Origin of the sequence: Janthinobacterium violaceinigrum (assembly GCF_009208555.1) — a bacterium.
In the GTDB taxonomy this organism is placed as follows: domain Bacteria; phylum Pseudomonadota; class Gammaproteobacteria; order Burkholderiales; family Burkholderiaceae_D; genus Janthinobacterium; species Janthinobacterium violaceinigrum.
Window position 1 is genome coordinate 14112 of sequence record NZ_WFLI01000005.1, and the last position, 17231, is coordinate 31342.

A 17231-nucleotide genomic window follows, 5' to 3' on the forward strand; every position below is an offset into this window, starting at 1 on the left:
AGGCGGGTCTCCCGGGGGAATGTTTTTTTTGAACATTTATTGCCAATTTTAAACTGTTTCGCGGGTGAGATTCGGATAGAATGATTCTTGCTGTCGAAATGGCATCCCTGTCGGGCCAGGGTTGCCAATGCTGGTCAGTTTATTTACTATGGCGCCCTACCCACACTGAGATACCGATGTCAGCGTCTGAATCAAACCTGTTTCCGTTGGTGGGATTACAAGCAGTAGCCAACGCTCATAACGAGTGGGTCGCTGTCACCTTGCATGTACCGCAGGCCTCGACGGCGCCGCTGCTGGCGGCGCTGGCCGCCGCCGATGCATATGCCTTCCTGGCACCGCTCGACTGCATCATTCCCCTGGCCGACCCGCATGGCGTGGACGAGGCCGTGCTGGCGCAACTGGCGCCGCAACGCACCATCTTCCGTTTGCCGGCCCATCTTGCCGGCGATAAGCACATCCAGAAAAAATGCCAGCAATGGCGCGACGCCGGCTACCGCATCATCCTCGATGGCGCCGAAGCCGGTCCCGTGACGGCGGCGCAGGTCGACGCGCGCGCGCTGAGCTTTGACGCGGCCGGCGCCCGCCCGGCCCTGCATCAGCTGCTGCCCTTGCCGGGGCCGCACCTGGCCTACAACATCGGCGACGGGGGGCAGCTTGCCGCGTTGCAGGAAATCGGCGTGAGCTGGTTTGCCGGCGACTACGCGCTGCAGCAGGCGCGCCAGCAAAGCGAGCCGGAGGATGCCACGTCGCGGCGCCGCCTGCTGGCGCTGCTGGGCCTGCTGGCCCGCGATGCCGATGCGCACGAGCTGGAAGTGCCGCTCAAGCAAGATCCATCGCTCAGCTATCATTTATTGAAACTGGTCAATTCAGCCGCCTTCGGTTTCACGGCGCCCATCACGGGCTTTGGCCAGGCCATCACCTTGCTGGGCCGGCGCCAGCTGCAGCGCTGGCTGCAACTGCTGCTATATGCGCGCCAGCAGGACGATGGCAAGATCCACGCGCTGCTGCCGCTGGCGGCCGTGCGCGCGGCGCAGATGGAAGCGCTGTGCCAGCTGCGCGGCGGCGACCGCGACGCGCAGGACCTGGCCTTCATGGCGGGCGTGTTCTCGCTGCTCGACGTGCTGCTGGGCATGCCCATGCAGGACATCATCGCCACCCTGAACCTGGCGCCCGAAGTCAGCGCCGCCTTGCTCGAACGCAGCGGCGAACTGGGCACCTTGCTGGCGCTGGTCGAAAGCGCCACGCCGCCGCCCGAAGGCTTGCGCCGTGCCGGCATCGATGGAGAAACCTATTGGCGCAGCCTGCTGCAGGCCTACCAATGGGCCATCCAGGTCAGCCGGAACCTCTAGCATGCCCCTGTTTCCGGTGTCGGATTTCCTCGGTGACAGCGCCGCCCTGTGCGACGCCGTCGTGCGTTTGCGCGGCCCCGCGCTGGTGGCGGAACTGGGCCGCATCGCCAGCGCCGTGATGGCCAGCCCCCATGGCCAGTTCCTGCCTGCGGCCAGCCTGGATGCGGCGGCGCCGTCCGCGCTGTTTCCCAGCGATACACCCGCCTTGCTGCAGGAAATCAGTTTCGACGGCCACTGCTTCGGCCACTACAGCGTGGCCGGACGCAGCCGGTACAACGACGCCGACCGCCGCCAGCTGGCCAGCCTGGCCTCGCTGACGGCCGGCGTGCTGCAAGTGCATTCGCTGGCGCAACGCTCGACCCATGCTTACGCGCAAGTCGAAGCCTTGCTGGCTCAGCAGACGCAAATCCTCGACCAGTTGCACGAATCCGTGCTGACGATGGACTTGACGGGCTACATCACCAGTTGGAACAAGGGCGCGGAGCGCCTGTTCGGCTATACCTCGGTGGAAGCCGTGGGGCGCAACATCCTGTTCCTGTACGACGAAGAAGACACGGGTTTCCACGATGCCTTCCTGGAGCAGGGAGGACGCCTGATGGAGGTGCGCCGCCGAAAGAAGTCAGGCGAGATCTTCTGGGCCAGCCTGTCCTTGTCGCCGCTGCAGGACATGGACGACAAGCCCATCGGACTCATCGCCTACCTGACGGACATCACGGAACGCAAGCTGGCTGAAGAGCGCCTGCATCACCTCGCGTATTACGACCCGCTGACCAGCCTGCCGAACCGCACCTTGCTGGCCAAGCTGGTGGACCAGGCCCTGAGCGTGGCGCAGCGCAGCAAGATGCTGGGTTGCGTGCTGTTCATCGACCTGAACCGCTTTAAACTGATCAACGACACCCTGGGCCGGCGCATCGGCGACGAGTTGCTGCGCCAGGTTTCGCTGCGCTTCCGCAAGGCATTGCGCGACCAGGACCTGGTGGCGCGCCTGGGCGGCGACGAGTTTGCCGTCGGCCTGTTCGACATCGGCCAGCATTTCGAGGCCAGCATGGTGTCGCAAAAGCTGCTCGCTTCCTTGGTGGAACCGTTCCTGATCGAAGGCCACGACTTGCGCGTGGGCGCCAGCATCGGCATCAGCGTGTATCCGCAAGACGGACAGGACGCGGAAACCCTGCTGCGCCTGGCCGACATCGCCATGTTCCGCGCCAAGCAGGACAGCGGCGGCGAAGCGGAAAGCGTGGCCTTCTACAGCCAGGACATGAATGTGGGCATGCAAGCGCGCATGCGCCTGGAAACGGGCTTGCGCCAGGCCCTGTCGGCGCAGCAACTGCTGCTGCACTACCAGCCGAAATATGCACTGGCCAGCGGGCGCATCATCGGCGCCGAAGCCCTGGTGCGCTGGCATCACCCGCAGCACGGCATGATCCCGCCCGCCGAATTCATCCCCCTGGCCGAATCGACGGGCCTGGTGGTGCAGGTGGGCGAGTGGGTGCTGGAAGCGGCCTGCGCCCAGGCGCAGGCGTGGAAACTGGCCGGCCTGCCGCCGATCCGCCTGGCCGTCAACGTATCCGCGCGCGAATTCACGGCGGCCCTGCCCGCCAGGGTGGCGGCAACCCTGGCCCGCTACGGCCTGGAAGCGGCCTGGCTGGAACTGGAAATCACGGAAAGCACCCTGATGCACAACATCGAACGCGTGATCGGCATCATGGACCGCATCACGGCGCTGGGTGTGGCCCTGTCGCTGGACGACTTCGGCACCGGCTATTCGAGCCTGTCCTATCTGAAACGCTTCCCCATCGACACCCTGAAGATCGACCGTTCCTTCACCACCGGCATCCCCACCGACGCCAGCGACTGCGCCATCGCCAGCACCATCATCAGCATCGCCCAGCAACTGCACCATAAAGTGATCGCGGAAGGCGTGGAAACGGCCGAGCAACTGGCGTTCCTGAAAAGCTCGGGCTGCGACGAAGTCCAGGGCTACCTGTTCTCGCGCCCCCTGCCGGCGGGGGAGTTCGAGAAGACGCTGCGGGAAAACTGGGGCGTGTAAGGCTTTCCGTTGGCGTGCCGGCGGCGGTATGGAACCCACCAGCGAAGAGCCGGGGGCAGACCCGCCGGGTACGCCCCCAGTCCTTGCCGCTTGGGGAAATAAGGCCACGGGAGTGCAAGCCATTGGTAAGCCACTGACCTTTATGTATAATGCTGCCATCTGGAAGCGTGGCCGAGTGGTTGAAGGCACTAGTCTTGAAAACTAGCGACGGGTTAAACTGTTCGTGAGTTCGAATCTCACCGCTTCCGCCAGAATGATAAAAAAGCCCTTGATTTTAAAGGGCTTTTTTTTCGTCTATGCGGCATGAGTGTGTGGGTGATGGTGGAGCACTACAAAAATCACGCAGACGTTGCGGAAGTGATTTCCGCAACAACGATAAGAAACGCACCAATTTTATTGTTGAGGCTTGTTGTTTTGTGATGCTTTTGGGGCTGGTGGTGTGCCTGCCGCTCCGGGATTAGCTTGAGTTTTCGGTGTTGATTTTGGCGGTTTTGCCTGCATTAAGCTTACCGGGAGCCCGTCCATCGCGGTGCCGTGCGTAGTCTTTGTCACTTTGTCGATTTTTGACATCTTTTCATTCTCCTTAATTATTGCTGATTTCTCAAGATTGCTGGAAACAAATACAATTGTAAAAACCAATGCCAAGAGGAAAAGTATTACGCATACAACATTTGATTTTAGAACAATCATGTTGTAACAATTCTTCTTGTCAATGAAATTTTCATTGTCCTTTAGATAGTATTCCTGCGCGTGACGTAGCGATAAATCCAAACCTTTGTAGCTGATCAGGAACGATAAAGTGGTTAATGCTATAGCTGCACTAAAAAGATACCAAGACCAATAGAGGAAGGCTGCATTGTTTGCTACCGTTATTGGTACAAAATCTTTCAAAAACGCGATTGAAATACCAAGTCCCCAGCTTGAGTACGTCAGAATAGATTTATCAAGATTGTCAGAGCTTAAGACCTGCCGTTTTTCAATCTCCGTCTTGAAGTCTTTGAATAATTTATTTAGTTCTTCCTGCCTTTTTTCATCTGTTTCCGGTTGTTCTTCTTCCCGGTCAGCTATTTCGGTTTCAGCCCCCATAGTTTTTCACCGCTTATTTGCTCTTCGGTTTCGGGGCGGGTTGACTTTTTTTAGGGGCAGGGGTCATTGAACTAGATGGAATTCCCGCTTTCGTACTAGTTCTAGTCGGCGTCGTAACTACTGTTATGGTTGGATTGTTGGTAACAACTACTTTTTTGTTTCCGGTCATCTTGGACTCCTTGAGAGTATTTTCACAAAGTAAATTTAATTTTCCTTAAAGCATTCTATTGCAGAAAGATCTATTTGTCTGTAAAACTTGGCAAGGAGGGTATTATTATTTTGATTACTATCTAGTTGGTCGTACTGCTTGACCAATGCGCCGATATACTTTTTCTGTGATGACTTTTTCACTATGCCCCAGCAACGAACTGGCGGCGCCCAGGTCGGCAATGTCACTGGCAGAGCGCGCCCGGATATCGCGGAACTGGAAGGCCTTGATGCGGCTGGCCAGCTCCTCGTCGCCAGCCTTTAGCGCCAGTTCCGCCGCAGCTTTCCGGGCGCCATCGAAGCGCAGGCGCAAATGCCACTTCTTGACCTGGCAGCCGTTCGGCAGCGCGACAATGAAGGTGGTGCGCGGCCGGTGCGGGCGCGCGTGGATGCGCTCGATGACCTTCGCCAGTTCGGACTTGATGCCGTCGTGCTCGAGCACGATGCGCAGCAGCTTGTTGCTCTTGCCCTGACGCACCTGCAGGGCCCCATCCTTCAAATCGCTGTCGCGCATCTTGAGCACGTCCGCAGGCCGCTGGCCGGTCAGGTAGTTCAGGTCCATGGCGTCCTGCAGTTCTTCGCAGCCTGCGTTCCGTACTGCATCCCACACGGCCTTGTCGGCATAGAAGTCGCGCGGCACTTCTTTATTCTTGCGCACGCCCCTGCATGGGTTCTCGCGCTTGGTGTAGCCCCATTCCCTTGCCATATTGAACACGTGCGATAGCAACGCGATTTCGCGGTTGGCGCGCACCTTGGCGCTGCGTGCGTCGCGGTAGCGGGCAATGTCCTGCGGCGTGATGGCATCGATAGGTGCGCTGTCGAAGACCGGGCGCAGCTGGCTCAACGAGCTTGAGTTCTCGCGTTGCGTACTTGGCGCCTTGCCGGGCAGTATGTCGCGGACGTACTGCGCAAACACGTATTCCATGAGCGTGGCGTCGGTCGGCACGGGTTTGCATTCGTATTCCGCCCACAGGCGCTTGGCCTCGACCAAATCAGTGCCCAGCGGATATTCTTTCCTGTTCCCGGCATCGTCCCGGCCGTTGTAGTAGTAGCCGGTCCATGTTTCGCCCGATTTCAGCTTGCGCACGCGGCGCAGCATGCGCGGCGGCAGTTTGTAGCCAGTGCTCTTAGGTCGCATAGTTCTCTTTCTGTTAACGTACTTTGGACAAGTCGGGCGCCCAGGCCGGCGTGCTCACCAGGCTGGCGGGATTGATGCCGCTCAAGCGCAACCTGGCGTACAGGCGCCCGATGATGGGTGCGCCAGCGCGGTTTCTAATGAAGGTCCAGCCGTTTTGCTGCAGCCATTTGATCTGATCCACTTTGCGGCAGCAGCCTGAAATGGTTTCCAACTCTTCCGCAGTCAGGGTTTCGGATTGGATGGGGTTATCAAAAAGATTATTCATTGGACTGCGCTTTCGTTGCGGCGGGCTGGCATGCCTTGCTTTTTCTTGTGGCCAAGGCGAACGCTTCGGCCTCTGTGTACTTGGGAACCTCGGCGCCTGGCTTGCGGTAGTCGCGCAGCCGGCAGAAGTCTTTGTACGCATCCGTCTGCATTGTTGCGACCTGCCGCAGGCAAGACACACATTGGCCATGCTGCGCCAGTTGCCGCGCCGTGCTGGCCTTGCCGCATGCGCAGCGCTTTCGGATCAGCGAGAACTCAGGCGCGGCCTGATTGGCCAGGTGTTGGCGCTCGGTCTGTGCTGGATTGGCTATCATGCGGCCACCAACAGGACAGCGTGGCTGGAAACGATCGCGCCCAGCGGCACCGCCCGGAACATGCCGGGCCACTGGTGGTCCAGTTCGACCCAGGCGTGCAGCTCGCCATTGCCCACGTCGCGGCGCAGGTCGTTGACGGTGCCGGACTGGTAGCCCTCATCGGTATCGAACGTCACACGGTCACCTAGAGCGATTTGCTGCGGTGAATCGGTCAGGGTATTCAGCATTGCAGGCTTCCTTTCAGCTTTTTGGCGTACAGAATATTCAAGGTGGCGTCGATTTCATCGAGGTCTGCATGTGCGGCCCACACATCTGCCTTGAACACGCCAGTTTTTCGTATTCCGCACAGCTGGGTCACCATTTTCTCTAAGAGCTCCTCCTTGCGCTCCAGTGCAATACGCCGCTTTTCGTGCAAAACCCGTAGGTCGTTGGCGATCCGTGCCTGGTAGCCTTCATCGGTATCGAATGTCACGCGGTCGCCCAGGGCGACTTGCCGCGGTGAATCGGTCAGGGTGTTCAGCATTGCGGTGCTCCTTTCAGTTTGGCGGTAACGCCGCACACGCCGAAGTGGTCGAGGGCGGCCTGGATCGCGTCGCCGCTGGAAGCGGCAATCGCGGCGTATTCAAAGCGTTCGGTTTGCGTGCGAACGGTCACGGAAAAGGTACTCATGTGGCATTTCCTCTTGTGGAAGACGAATCGGTGACGATCACGCGCGGATAGGGGCAGGCGTTTAGCCTCGCCACTTCGAAAAGCAAATCGATCTTTTCTTGGTCGCCCGGGATCCGGGGGAATGGGCATAGATTGTTGTGTGCTGCACAAGCCCAAATCGCGGTTCGCTCTTCATCACAGATCGCTCGCATGATGTCGGTGCTGCGATCCGGCGGGGCAGGGCGGTCGGGGTGCGTACAGTTATTTACACGAGTCCGAGGAACGGCAACCCCAACAGCCACCCCGCGCCCGCCTGTGGCTTGTACGGGCGTCCACGTATGGCGCACGGACTTGAAGACCACGCCAATCAGGTCGCTGCAGCGCACGCCGTAGGGCGTGGTGCGCAGCGTTTCGCCGTAGCGGCCGATGACGGTCTTTTCGTCCTTGGCCAGGGTGACGACCAGCTCCTTGCGCGGCACCAGGGCGCCGCCCTGGGCGCGCAGGTATTCGGCCCAGCAGGCGCGCTTTTCGCCGTCGATCTTTTGCACGGCGTCCCAGGCGCGGCGCATGGCAGCCGGGGCTTCGTTGAGCATGCTTTCCTCGATGCGGCGCAGTTCGCGCCACACGGTGACGGGAGCGCCGCCCCATTGCTGGAATTGACGGATGCCCCAGCATGCGGCCCAGGATTCGACGCGCGCCGATGGCGTCAGCTCGACATCGCCTTCGGTGTCGGCCGTGACGACATAGCCTTTCTTCGTCTTGTGGTCGGCCACACCGTCGATGTTCTTGGCCACATACTTGGCGATGTAGCCGGCGGCGCTGCCCTTGGCCCAGTCGATGCGTTTAACGTCCAGGCGGCGCGCGAAGGCGCCCGGTTCGCCACGGTCCACGCGCCAGGCGTAGCGCTTCATGATGCGGATGGCGCGGCCCGCCACGTCCTGCAGGTGGGCCGTCTTGTATTTCGCGGTGGGGCGCACGAACAGCAGCAGATGCCAATGCGGACAGCCATCGTGATGCGGCTCGGCGATGCGAAAGCCATACAGACCGATGCCCCGGCGCGCCAGCGCGGAGCGGCACAGTGATGTCATCTTGCCTAAATATGCATTGGCCTCGCGCGGCGTCGAACCGTCGAACTTATCGTTGGGCTTGCCGCTGTGCTGCATGGCGTGAAAGCGCGATGGGCACGTCCAGGTGATGAAAATGCCCTGGTCGCCGCATTCGCGGGCGATCTGCTCGAAGCCGTTGATGCGCAACATCAGTTCGCCTCGCCGGATGGCCTTGTTGGCGGTCGTTTTCTCGGCCAGCTCGGCGATGCTGAATTGCTGGCCGTTCTCGTTCTGCACCAGGGTGGCGGCCAGCGCTGCCGCGTTGCGGCGGTTCTGCGCCAGGCGCGACAGCACGGCGTCGTTGCTGGCGTAGGGTTCGCCGCGATAGTTCACATAGCCCAGGCGGATATTGCCCGCTTCAAAGGCGCGCTTGACGCGCTTGCGCAACTGGCGGCGCCACCAGCGGGCGTCCACCAGGCGGGCGATGGTGTCGGCCAGTGCGTTGAACTCGGGCAGCTCGATGCCATACGAGGTGCATTCGTCCTCCATAATCTGCAGGGCATGCCTGTCCGACGTGGCCGACCAGAGAGCCTTGACTACAACAGCCGCCGCACGCTCAGCGGTGGCCACGATGTCGGCATCGCTTTGCGACAGATCGACGCCGGCTGGCACGTACTGTTCGGCGAACTCGCGCGCAAAGCTCGTGGCGACGGACTCATAGACTTTGTACCAGGACGACCAGGCCATTTTTGCCATGGCGGCCGTGATGACGCGGTTGCGCCACTTGAACGGGATACGGGCCAGCTCGGGCGCGAACTGGGCGGAGCGCAAAAAAGCTTCGTGGCGTTGCGGGGCAGGCAGCAGGATCTGTTTAGATTGCATTCAACAGTCTTTCGTACACACGGATAGCGGCAGAGGTAGCGGCGCGCAGCTCGATGCGCTCGTCCTCGGTAAATGAATGGATGGGCGATTCCCAGCGGTCGGCGTCCATGCCGGCGGCGATTAGCACGGAGCGCCGCGCGCCGCGCGGCGACAATCCCCAGGCCTGGGCCATGAAGGGCGCCAGGTTGCGCGGCTTGATGCTGCGTAGCTGGGCCTTGGCTTCGGCGATGGCGGCCAGCGCATGCCCGGCGCCTGGTGGCGTCGGCATGTCCTTGTCGCGCGCGGCCAGAATCTCGGTGGCAGGCTGGAAGGACAGGTGATTGTCAATAAGGGATGCCGGCATGCTTCAGTCCTTGATGAAGTCGATGGCCCGCAGCACGCCGGGGGCAATAACGATCAGGAGCGACAGCAGCCAGATGCCGCAGGTTTTGGCCAGGCGCAGCATCAGCGTGCCCCTGGCTTGAAAAAATGTTCTGCCCAGTACGGGAGCGTGTGCGATGTGCCGCAGCAGTGACGGGAACCCGCTTCATTGGCGAAAAGGTAGTTCACCTCGATGGGCAGCTTGCCGACCAGTGCACGCTGCTTGGCTGGCGCGAAAAAGCCGTCACGCTCCAGTGCTTGCGCATCGCTGACGATGAAGGTCAGATTGGCAGCGCCGTAGGCGTGATAGGTCTTGGCAATCTCATGGATGCGGGCGGTCAGCGTCGCGATGCCGATGCCCGCGCTGGCTTGGAGCAGAAAACACGTTGGTGCCACGGGGACAATACAATTTTGCAGGGGAGTGCTAGGTGCCATGGATTGGTCGGCATGACTGGTGGCGTGCAGCGTGTTTTCCATCGGTTTTCCTTATTTCAGGTTGAACGAAGCCCGCACGCTCAAAAAGGAGCGCTGCAGGGCACAGCAAAAGAGAGGGGAGTTACGGCAGCCGGGCTACGGCGGCGCGAGGAGCGGGATCGTCATCAGCAGCCCGCCGTCAGATCGAGGGCCAGCTGACTGGTGGCCGCCGCGCGCGCATGCTGGGACATCGGAATGCGGATATCTGGCTTGGGCATGGCGGACAGCGAGAGGGTGCGCAGCACTTCTAGGCCGGCCACGAAGGAGTGCCCGCAGTCCGGGTTCTGGCACATGTAGGTGATTTCCTTGAACATGGCGGACATCGTGCGGCTTTTGACAGCGCGGACGGTGTATTCGCAATGCGGGCAGGGCAGGCCGATGACTCTCATTTCAGCTTTCTTTCCACTTGGTACAGGGCGCGACCGCGACCTGTCATGTTTTTTGACTGCTTGCGTAAGCGGGACTTGACGAGCCATTCAGCCGCCTGGTCGATACTTGCCAGCCCCTGGCGTTGGCGCACGAGTTCCAGCACCGCGCGCTCTTCGTCATTGAGGTGAATTTGATGGTCTGGCATTTTCTGTAACTTTAGAGTTGCTCAAAAGTGACTCGGTTTAAACGCTACGACGCTGTACGCTGTCGATGGTGGCGTCATCCAAGGCGATCACGGCCAAGGCTTCACGCATCACGATCTGGCGCACCAGCACCGCAAGCTCTTCGCCCTGGTAGTTGGCGATCGAGGAAACAAGCTGGTGCTCGTAATCGTCCAGGCGCAGCGCGACTGTATGTTTGCGAATACGTTTTGCATCGGGGTACATGACGTGGTCCTTAGTGGGTGGGTTTGGATGAGAGTTCGCGCTTGTAGTCGGCGAGGCCACGCAGGATCAGGAAGCGTAGAAACCAGGCACGGGGGCGTTCAAGTTTCTCTGCGTAGCCTTCGACCTCATCCACCTCAGCAGGGGTCAAGCGGACGCCAAGGGGGCGTGACGTGACGCCCTTGGCAGTACGACCGACTTTTGACAAATTATTCATAATGTTATGATCTGTAATCGCTACGGAATGGCGTAAATATATCACTCATTTGAGTGATTTTGAAGGGTGTTTGTACTCAAATGAATTATTTTTTTGATCGTCTTAAGGAAGAACGGAAGCGCCTCGGCCTCAATCAGGACGAGTTTGCTGCCCTTGGTGGGGTAAAAAAGGGTGCCCAGTTCAACTATGAAAACGGCTCCCGTACGCCAGATTCTGACTATTTGGCCGCCGTTGCTGCGGCTGGAGTAGATGTGTTGTATTTGCTGACAGGAGAACATGCGTTGTCAGCGTTGCCTGAGGACGAACATGAACTGTTGACCGGTTATCGAAGTATGGACGTTCGCGGGAAAGCAGGCGTGCTCGGGATGATTAGCGGCATGCGCTCGCCAACGCCCTCGGCATCCCAAGTAGGGAATGCCCCACACGTTGAAACCCACGGCAAGATTGGGCAAAATTTCGTGGGAAATATCATTGGGCCACAGACTTTTAATGTGGTCGGCAGCGGACGAAAAAAGGAAAAATAGTCTGCAAATTATTCAGCCTCTTATGCTTATTGTAATGGCTACCTGATTGGTAAGCATATTTTGCCGTTGGTATGCTGGCCGATTAGTTACCAGTGAGCACAATGGCCAGGACGAAAATTGAGACTATTGTGAAATCTGTTGTTATATGAGCCACTTGGTAGAACGTTACGAATTCGAGTTTTACCTATGCGGAAAAATGTAGTTTGTACAAAGGAGTTCTATGGGAACGATTATTTGTCTTTTTAATCACAAGGGTGGAGTAAGCAAAACCACCACCGCTTTTAATCTTGGTTGGATGCTTGCCTTGAAGGGAAAGCGCGTCCTTCTAGCTGATTTTGACCCCCAATGCAATTTGACTGGTATGGTCTTGGGGTTCAAAGGAGTTGACGATCTTGATGGATTTTATTGTGTTAATCCGGCTAATAACGTTAAGGATGCATTAGCGCCAGCATTTGAATCGCAACCGCGTCAGGTCATTGGGGCTGAATGTGTGGAAGTCGGGGGATTAGATAATTTGTTTTTGTTGCCGGGCCATATTGGTCTTTCTGAATACGAGACAACGCTCGGAATAGCTCAAGAATTAAGTGGTTCTTTGTTGCCGTTGAGGAATCTGCCTGGCTCACTCCGCTTCATGCTCGATGCAACGATGGTAAAGTACAATATTGATATTGTACTGGTCGATATGAGTCCGAGTTTGGGGGCCCTTAATCAGAACCTTCTCACCACGTCAGATTTCTTCATTGTTCCGTTGCATCCAGATTATTTCTCTGCGATGGCTCTAAGTTCCCTTGCGAGAGCCTTGCCGCGTTGGCAGGCATGGGCAAATACTGCATATGGCATCGATGTTCTGTTAAGGGCCGACTATCCATTTCCTAAACCGAAGGCGAAATTTGCTGGTGCTGTAATACAGAAATATAGACCAAGAAACGGTCGCGCTTCAGCGGCGTTTCAAAAGTGGATTAATCAGCTTAGCAGTGGGCTAAAAGACACGCTAATCCCTGCTTTAGAACAGGCTGGGATGATTAATCAAAGGGATTTTGCTACGAGGTCAGGGATCGAACCTTGGCAGCCGCTAATGGAAGTGGCAGACTTTAATAGCTTGATTGCTTTCTCGCAAGAGCATCAAGTTCCAGTATTTGCGTTAGAGCAGAAGCACTCTGATCAAGAAGGTGCGGTATGGGAAAGAACTGAACAGAGCATGCATTTGTTCAAGAAAGCATTTTCGGAATGTGCGGATCGCCTTCTTAAATTAATCGCATAAGTAACCATGCTTGCAATTGATCAGTTCAAAGACGTGTGGGCGCGCTGTGACCACCTTTCAGTAGTACACGCCTATCTATCAAGGAATGCAGCTGCTGTCCTTAGACCAGATGAAATATTACGTGCGGAGTGGGCAGCGCGTGTCAGTGCACTAGATTTATATGTGCATGAACTTGTAGCCCAGCAGATGCTGGGCATTTTTGAAGGAAGACTGCCTTCTTGCTCTGGCTATTTAGCCTTTGCTGTGCCTGCAGAAACGATGGAGCGTGTCCGGACTGCTGCATCACCTACTGATGCAAGTGCAGCATTCGATCTCACTGTGCGTGAGCAACTTTCGCGTAGAACTTTCCAGTACCCTGACAATATTGCTTCGGGGGTCAGAATGTGTTCTGGGATTCCACTTTGGATCGAGGTTGCAACACACTTAGGTTCCAGTTTGCAAACTAGGGACGAGGATGCTAAAAGGATTAAGAAACAGTTGATGCAGGTTGTTGGGCGCCGTAATAAAATCGTACACGAAGGAGATTTACAGCCAACGGTTCCAAGGATTCCATGGCCAATTACGCAGGACGATGTTGCAATCGTTACCAAATTTATTCATGATCTAGTTCATGCTTTGGATTCAGTAGTTTAGCGTCTAGGTTTGGTTTAAGTCTAGCGATGGTGGTGAGGCCAGATCCTAGTGGTTGGGCCAGATCTGCCATTCGGACACGATCTCAGTCGTGAGGTTTAGGCTCACAGAAAACTATGTATTAATTGGAAATGCCGCTCGACTAACTATGTTGCGTTTGCTTATGCGTACTGACGCTGAGCTTACGCACAGGCTTTAGTTTGAGGATTCGCATAGCTGGGCCTGTGTCAGAATGGCAGACCATGCCTTCAAACGCATTAGTAGGAGTTGGACGGATATGAACGCATATACGCAGAAACAAATGATGCTCCAGCAGGAGATAATGGTTTTACTCAACTGTCGGCTGCAAATTCGGGACTTGTGGCGAAATAACTTAAGTCCAGAATTATTCTCTGCGATGGATACAATTTTAGTCCGACTGAAAATTGCTGAGCAGGAACTTGATACCGTGATAGCAGCGCGAAATCTTGAGGAGAATCTGAGCAATAAAGTTGAAGTTCCGCACATATCGTTACGTTTGAAAATTTGAGCGATAATATTCGCTCATTGTCAAAATAAGTCTTTTGAGGCAGAGCTGCTCACCCTTAGTAATTGTAATTTCCACCTTCCGTTACTGCTCAGGTATCGAAGACTTTTCGCTATTCTCACGAATGATCTCGCGCACTTCCTGAATATGCTTCCATGCATGCAGCGCCGCCCGCTTCGCGGCCTGCTTGCTCTTGTAAAGATGCTCCAGCGTCTTGAGTGTGCCGGTGGCGCCTGCCTGTTCCTGCCCCGCTTTTTTCTTCTTCGCCGCCACGTCCTTCCACTTGGCCACCACACCCGTGATGCCTTCGTCCGGGTCTTTCTCGTCCTCGCGTTCTGCCTCCACCGCTTCCGTCTTCGTTTCAAACTCCACGCGCGTGGTAAAACCGTTGCCGCCCAGGTTGTGCGTGACCTTGACCGATAGCCATTCGGTGGCGTCGATTTCGGGCTTGAAGCCTTTCACGGTCACGGGCGATTGCGGGAACACGGCCGGGTTGCCCAGGGCCAGGCTCATTTCAAAGGTGGCCAGGCCGCGCAGGATGCGCTGCCATTCGGCCACGGCCGCCGCGCGCGCATCCGTTTCGTTGGCAAAGGTGGTGCGCAGGCGCTTGCTGTTACCGGGCACACCGGCCACGACGCTGCGGCGGCGCGCGTAGCGCTCGTCGTGCCAGAAGGCGCGCACGCCCGTTTAGGCGTCGCTTTCGGCGCTGTGGTAGCGGTGGCCATCGCCCAGGGCGCGCGTGATGGGGATGACGGGCAGCGCCTTTCCGCTGGCCGTGCGGCTCTGGTTGATGGGGATGAAGAGCAAGGTGTCATTCTTGACGGTGGCCACCGCGTCGTATTTCCTGCCCAGCCGGCGCAGGAAGGCCGCATCGCTTTCGTGGGTTTGGTCGATGTGCTCGATGGCGGTATCGCGCAGGCGCGCCGACACGCCCGACGCCAGCTCGTTGCGAAAGGCAATCGCCTCGATGATGGCGCCCAAGGTGGTCTTGTGAAAGCTGTGTTCCTGCTGCTGCTTGAATGTGTCGATCAGGTTGGCCGACCTGGCGCGCAGGGTGATGGTGTCGGGCGCGCCGCTGTGCTCCACCTCGTCGACGGTGAACTTGCCCATGTCCACCAGGCCGGACGCTTGCTAGCCCAGCGCCAGGGCGATCTGCGCACCGCGCGGCGGCAGGGCCAGTTTGCCGTCGCTGTCATCCAGGGAAATGTCGAGCTGGTCGCTCTCGTCGCCACGGCATAGGGTCAAGGTCAGATTGATCAGCCGCGGCGAGACGATGAAGTAGGACGCCTTGATGGTGCCGCGCTTGATCGATTCGGGCCAGTTGTCGTCCCAGCGGTCGACGGAACAGGCCCAGGCCAGAAACGGCAGCAGGGCAACCGGGCAGCGGTCGGCGTTCCACAGCTCGCGCAGCGGCACGGGCACGTTGACCAGCTCGGCGCAAGCTACCGCAATGGTGCGCTCGAGCGCCGTGGTGTTGGGCGGCAGTGTCGGCACGGTCCTATTCATCGAGCACGACCACGTTCAGTTTGATGGCCGTGCAGCGCGCGGCCTGGGTGGCGTTCAGTTCGATGTCCGCCGCGGGGCTGGTCAAGACGACCTTGCGCACGCCTTCGACGTGGACGGCGGCGCTGCAGGCGGAACGGTAGATGCTGTGGCCCAGAGGGCGGCGCGGCTGCGACACGCGCGCAGCGTAGGCGCGCGCGGCGTCCAGCAGAATCGGTACTTCCGGCCCGACGCCGATAAACAAGGTGGCCTCGATCTGGTAGTCGATGACCTGGGCGGCTTGCACCGTCAGGCGGTCGCCCAAGGGGCGCACTTCCTCGGCGTTGAGCGCGCGCGCCACGGTGGCCAGCAGCGCGGCGTCGGCGATGCCCGTGTCGTTGTTGGCCAGCACCGTGACAATGACGTGCGCCGGCGCCGGGCTGGTGGCGCTCGCGTCCTTGACGCGGCCGTCGCTGCTGCGGGCGTGGAATTCGTAGGAGGCTTTCGGGCCGGCCACGGACAGGCCGTCCGGCGCTTCCTGGATGCGCAGGCGATAGGCGTCGTTGTCTTCCATGACGGCGGCCACGGGCGGCAGGGCGTTGGGATTGGCCGGCGTGATGACCAGGCGCGCCACGTTGACGTTGGCGCCCAGTTGATCGAGGTCGCCATCGAGGGCAAACGCCAGCATGACAGCCTTGCCGGCATCGTTGACGCGGTTGCGCAGGATGGTTTCCTGATAGTTGTTCTCTTCCAGCAGCTTGGTGGCTGGCTCCGACTCCAGCTCAAGCAGGGCCGTGACGGCCGCGCGCTCGGCTTCCGGCCGCAGGCTCACCAAGTGGGCTTTGCGTGTGGCCAGGATGGTTTCGAAGTCCAGCACCTCGACCACGCTGGGCGCGGGCAACTGGGTCAGGTCGATGGGCGTGCTCATACGATGCCCACTTGCTTGACGGGAACGGACAGGGTGATGCCCTGGCCATTCGCCGTGCCATCAAGCAGCAGGGCGATGGCGCCGTCCGTGTCGCGCGTGAGCTGCACGCTGGCGAGCTGCAAACGCGGCTCCCAGCGGCGCAGGGCAAAGGCCGTGGCGGCGTAGATGCGCAACTGCGTGGCGCTGTTCAGGGGCTGGTCGATCAGCTCGGGCACTTCGGAGCCATAGCGGCGGCGCCGGATGCGCGAGCCAATGGGCGTGGTGAGAATGTCTGTGACCGACTGGCGCAGGCGGCCCAGGCCCGTCAGGCTGCGCCCGGTGGCCGCGTGCATGCCCATCATGATTGCGGCCCGCCCGACTGGTCGCCGCCGGCCTTGACGCCACCGTGCGGATGCTTGGCCAGGCTGATGGCGCCGGCCAGCACGTCCTCGCTGGCCTGGATCGTCCCTTGCACGGCCATGGCCACGCCGCTGTTCAGGGTGGTGGCGCCTTCCACGGTGGCGGACTGCATGACAATCAGGTTTTTCATGACGGTCAGGTCGCCCGTGCAGATAGTGCTGGGTGCGTTGGACGTGACCTTGTCAGCCGTGATGGTGGCGGTGCCGCCGGGTAGGGTGGCCGTCAGGGAATGGGCCGCATGGTCGTACTGCACCACGGCGCCATCCGGGTAATGCGCGGTGTGAATGGTGGGGCTGGATTCGGGCGCGTCAAATTCCTGGGAGTACAGCGCCGGCAGGATGATGCCGCGTGTTAGGTCGCCGCCTGGGGAAAAGACGATGACCTGTTCGCCGACGGTGAGCGCCGACCAGGTGCGCGTGCTGCCGGCGCGTGGGGTGGCCGAGTACAGCCATTCCGTGGTGAGAGTCGGCCCGAGCCGCACGCGCGCCTTGGCCCCTTTGACCTCGGCAATGGTGCCCAGGCGGATCAGGTTTTGCAGCAAGCGGAGGAGGTCGGACAGGTCGGCGTTCATGCAGTGCATGTTGCCGAAGTCCGCGTGCAAATGCACGCGGGGGTGGGTTAATATGTGGCTTAGTAA

General features: G+C 59.0%; 25 protein-coding genes and 1 tRNA gene. 7 read left to right on the forward strand and 19 right to left on the reverse strand.

Going from position 1 to position 17231, the window contains the following annotated elements:
• The first annotated feature begins 260 nt into the window (after window positions 1–260).
• The 3 genes from GCN75_RS05505 (at window position 261) to GCN75_RS05515 (ending at window position 3647) form a co-directional block, all read left to right on the forward strand.
• Complete coding sequence (locus GCN75_RS05505; RefSeq protein ID WP_319633283.1) at window positions 261–1349, forward strand: EAL and HDOD domain-containing protein; 1089 nt, start codon at window positions 261–263, stop codon at window positions 1347–1349.
• Window position 1350: 1 nt separating this feature from the next.
• The gene (locus tag GCN75_RS05510; RefSeq protein WP_152281725.1) at window positions 1351–3396 is read left to right on the forward strand and encodes a putative bifunctional diguanylate cyclase/phosphodiesterase; all 2046 of its coding nucleotides are present in this window, start codon (window positions 1351–1353) and stop codon (window positions 3394–3396) included.
• 161 nt (window positions 3397–3557) lie between these two features.
• Window positions 3558–3647, forward strand: a tRNA-Ser gene (locus tag GCN75_RS05515).
• 142 nt (window positions 3648–3789) lie between these two features.
• Here the strand turns inward: GCN75_RS05515 and GCN75_RS05520 are convergent.
• The 13 genes from GCN75_RS05520 to GCN75_RS05570 all read right to left on the reverse strand — a co-directional run bounded on the left by GCN75_RS05520 (window position 3790) and on the right by GCN75_RS05570 (window position 10630).
• On the reverse strand, window positions 3790–4482 hold the full coding sequence (locus GCN75_RS05520) for a hypothetical protein (protein ID WP_152281726.1): 693 nt from the start codon (window positions 4480–4482) through the stop codon (window positions 3790–3792).
• Between the two features lie 286 nt (window positions 4483–4768).
• Window positions 4769–5827: a tyrosine-type recombinase/integrase gene (locus tag GCN75_RS05525; protein ID WP_152281727.1), complete on the reverse strand. Its 1059-nt coding sequence runs from the start codon at window positions 5825–5827 to the stop codon at window positions 4769–4771.
• A gap of 13 nt (window positions 5828–5840) precedes the next feature.
• Window positions 5841–6092 carry a DUF4224 domain-containing protein gene (locus GCN75_RS29110; RefSeq protein WP_226941131.1) on the reverse strand — a complete coding sequence of 84 codons (252 nt, stop codon included), beginning with the start codon at window positions 6090–6092 and terminating at the stop codon, window positions 5841–5843.
• Window positions 6085–6405, reverse strand: a complete 321-nt coding sequence (locus tag GCN75_RS29115) for a hypothetical protein (protein ID WP_193317389.1) — start codon at window positions 6403–6405, stop codon at window positions 6085–6087. The genes GCN75_RS29110 and GCN75_RS29115 overlap by 8 nt, the downstream gene beginning before the upstream one ends.
• On the reverse strand, window positions 6402–6581 hold the full coding sequence (locus tag GCN75_RS05535; protein WP_152281729.1) for a hypothetical protein: 180 nt from the start codon (window positions 6579–6581) through the stop codon (window positions 6402–6404). Before GCN75_RS05535 ends, GCN75_RS29115 begins: the two co-directional genes overlap by 4 nt.
• A gap of 44 nt (window positions 6582–6625) precedes the next feature.
• A complete protein-coding gene (locus GCN75_RS05540; protein WP_152281730.1) occupies window positions 6626–6928 on the reverse strand; it encodes a hypothetical protein in 303 nt (100 codons plus the stop codon).
• On the reverse strand, window positions 6922–7074 hold the full coding sequence (locus tag GCN75_RS29120; RefSeq protein WP_170932979.1) for a hypothetical protein: 153 nt from the start codon (window positions 7072–7074) through the stop codon (window positions 6922–6924). Before GCN75_RS29120 ends, GCN75_RS05540 begins: the two co-directional genes overlap by 7 nt.
• The gene (locus GCN75_RS05545; protein ID WP_152281731.1) at window positions 7071–8981 is read right to left on the reverse strand and encodes a replication endonuclease; all 1911 of its coding nucleotides are present in this window, start codon (window positions 8979–8981) and stop codon (window positions 7071–7073) included. The genes GCN75_RS29120 and GCN75_RS05545 overlap by 4 nt, the downstream gene beginning before the upstream one ends.
• Window positions 8971–9324, reverse strand: a complete 354-nt coding sequence (locus GCN75_RS29510) for a hypothetical protein (RefSeq protein ID WP_226941133.1) — start codon at window positions 9322–9324, stop codon at window positions 8971–8973. The genes GCN75_RS05545 and GCN75_RS29510 overlap by 11 nt, the downstream gene beginning before the upstream one ends.
• Window positions 9325–9425: 101 nt before the next feature.
• On the reverse strand, window positions 9426–9818 hold the full coding sequence (locus GCN75_RS05555) for a hypothetical protein (RefSeq protein ID WP_152281732.1): 393 nt from the start codon (window positions 9816–9818) through the stop codon (window positions 9426–9428).
• Window positions 9819–9940: 122 nt separating this feature from the next.
• Complete coding sequence (locus GCN75_RS05560) at window positions 9941–10204, reverse strand: ogr/Delta-like zinc finger family protein (protein ID WP_046682346.1); 264 nt, start codon at window positions 10202–10204, stop codon at window positions 9941–9943.
• Entirely contained in the window at window positions 10201–10389 is a 189-nt protein-coding gene (locus GCN75_RS05565; protein ID WP_096234259.1) for a hypothetical protein, read from the reverse strand. Before GCN75_RS05565 ends, GCN75_RS05560 begins: the two co-directional genes overlap by 4 nt.
• Before the next feature lie 37 nt (window positions 10390–10426).
• A complete protein-coding gene (locus tag GCN75_RS05570; protein ID WP_035825594.1) occupies window positions 10427–10630 on the reverse strand; it encodes a hypothetical protein in 204 nt (67 codons plus the stop codon).
• A 294-nt stretch (window positions 10631–10924) separates the two neighbouring features.
• On the opposite strand from GCN75_RS05570, the gene GCN75_RS05575 reads away from it, so the two are divergent.
• The 4 genes from GCN75_RS05575 to GCN75_RS05590 all read left to right on the forward strand — a co-directional run bounded on the left by GCN75_RS05575 (window position 10925) and on the right by GCN75_RS05590 (window position 13788).
• Window positions 10925–11368 carry a helix-turn-helix domain-containing protein gene (locus GCN75_RS05575; protein WP_152281733.1) on the forward strand — a complete coding sequence of 148 codons (444 nt, stop codon included), beginning with the start codon at window positions 10925–10927 and terminating at the stop codon, window positions 11366–11368.
• Between the two features lie 220 nt (window positions 11369–11588).
• The gene (locus GCN75_RS05580; RefSeq protein WP_152281734.1) at window positions 11589–12629 is read left to right on the forward strand and encodes a ParA family protein; all 1041 of its coding nucleotides are present in this window, start codon (window positions 11589–11591) and stop codon (window positions 12627–12629) included.
• A 6-nt stretch (window positions 12630–12635) separates the two neighbouring features.
• A complete protein-coding gene (locus GCN75_RS05585) occupies window positions 12636–13262 on the forward strand; it encodes a hypothetical protein (protein ID WP_152281735.1) in 627 nt (208 codons plus the stop codon).
• A gap of 274 nt (window positions 13263–13536) precedes the next feature.
• Entirely contained in the window at window positions 13537–13788 is a 252-nt protein-coding gene (locus GCN75_RS05590) for a hypothetical protein (protein ID WP_152281736.1), read from the forward strand.
• A gap of 81 nt (window positions 13789–13869) precedes the next feature.
• Here GCN75_RS05590 and GCN75_RS05595 read toward each other — a convergent pair whose 3' ends face one another.
• From GCN75_RS05595 to GCN75_RS05620, 6 genes are read right to left on the reverse strand one after another with little or no spacing between them, the layout of a single operon-like run.
• Window positions 13870–14466: a hypothetical protein gene (locus GCN75_RS05595; protein ID WP_152281737.1), complete on the reverse strand. Its 597-nt coding sequence runs from the start codon at window positions 14464–14466 to the stop codon at window positions 13870–13872.
• Between the two features lie 6 nt (window positions 14467–14472).
• Entirely contained in the window at window positions 14473–14895 is a 423-nt protein-coding gene (locus GCN75_RS05600; protein ID WP_152281738.1) for a contractile injection system protein, VgrG/Pvc8 family, read from the reverse strand.
• A 21-nt stretch (window positions 14896–14916) separates the two neighbouring features.
• Window positions 14917–15279: a phage tail protein I gene (locus GCN75_RS05605; protein WP_226941135.1), complete on the reverse strand. Its 363-nt coding sequence runs from the start codon at window positions 15277–15279 to the stop codon at window positions 14917–14919.
• 4 nt (window positions 15280–15283) lie between these two features.
• A complete protein-coding gene (locus GCN75_RS05610; RefSeq protein ID WP_152281740.1) occupies window positions 15284–16195 on the reverse strand; it encodes a baseplate assembly protein in 912 nt (303 codons plus the stop codon).
• The gene (locus GCN75_RS05615) at window positions 16192–16536 is read right to left on the reverse strand and encodes a GPW/gp25 family protein (protein WP_152281741.1); all 345 of its coding nucleotides are present in this window, start codon (window positions 16534–16536) and stop codon (window positions 16192–16194) included. Before GCN75_RS05615 ends, GCN75_RS05610 begins: the two co-directional genes overlap by 4 nt.
• Entirely contained in the window at window positions 16533–17174 is a 642-nt protein-coding gene (locus tag GCN75_RS05620; protein ID WP_226941136.1) for a phage baseplate assembly protein V, read from the reverse strand. The genes GCN75_RS05615 and GCN75_RS05620 overlap by 4 nt, the downstream gene beginning before the upstream one ends.
• Window positions 17175–17231: the final 57 nt, after the last annotated feature.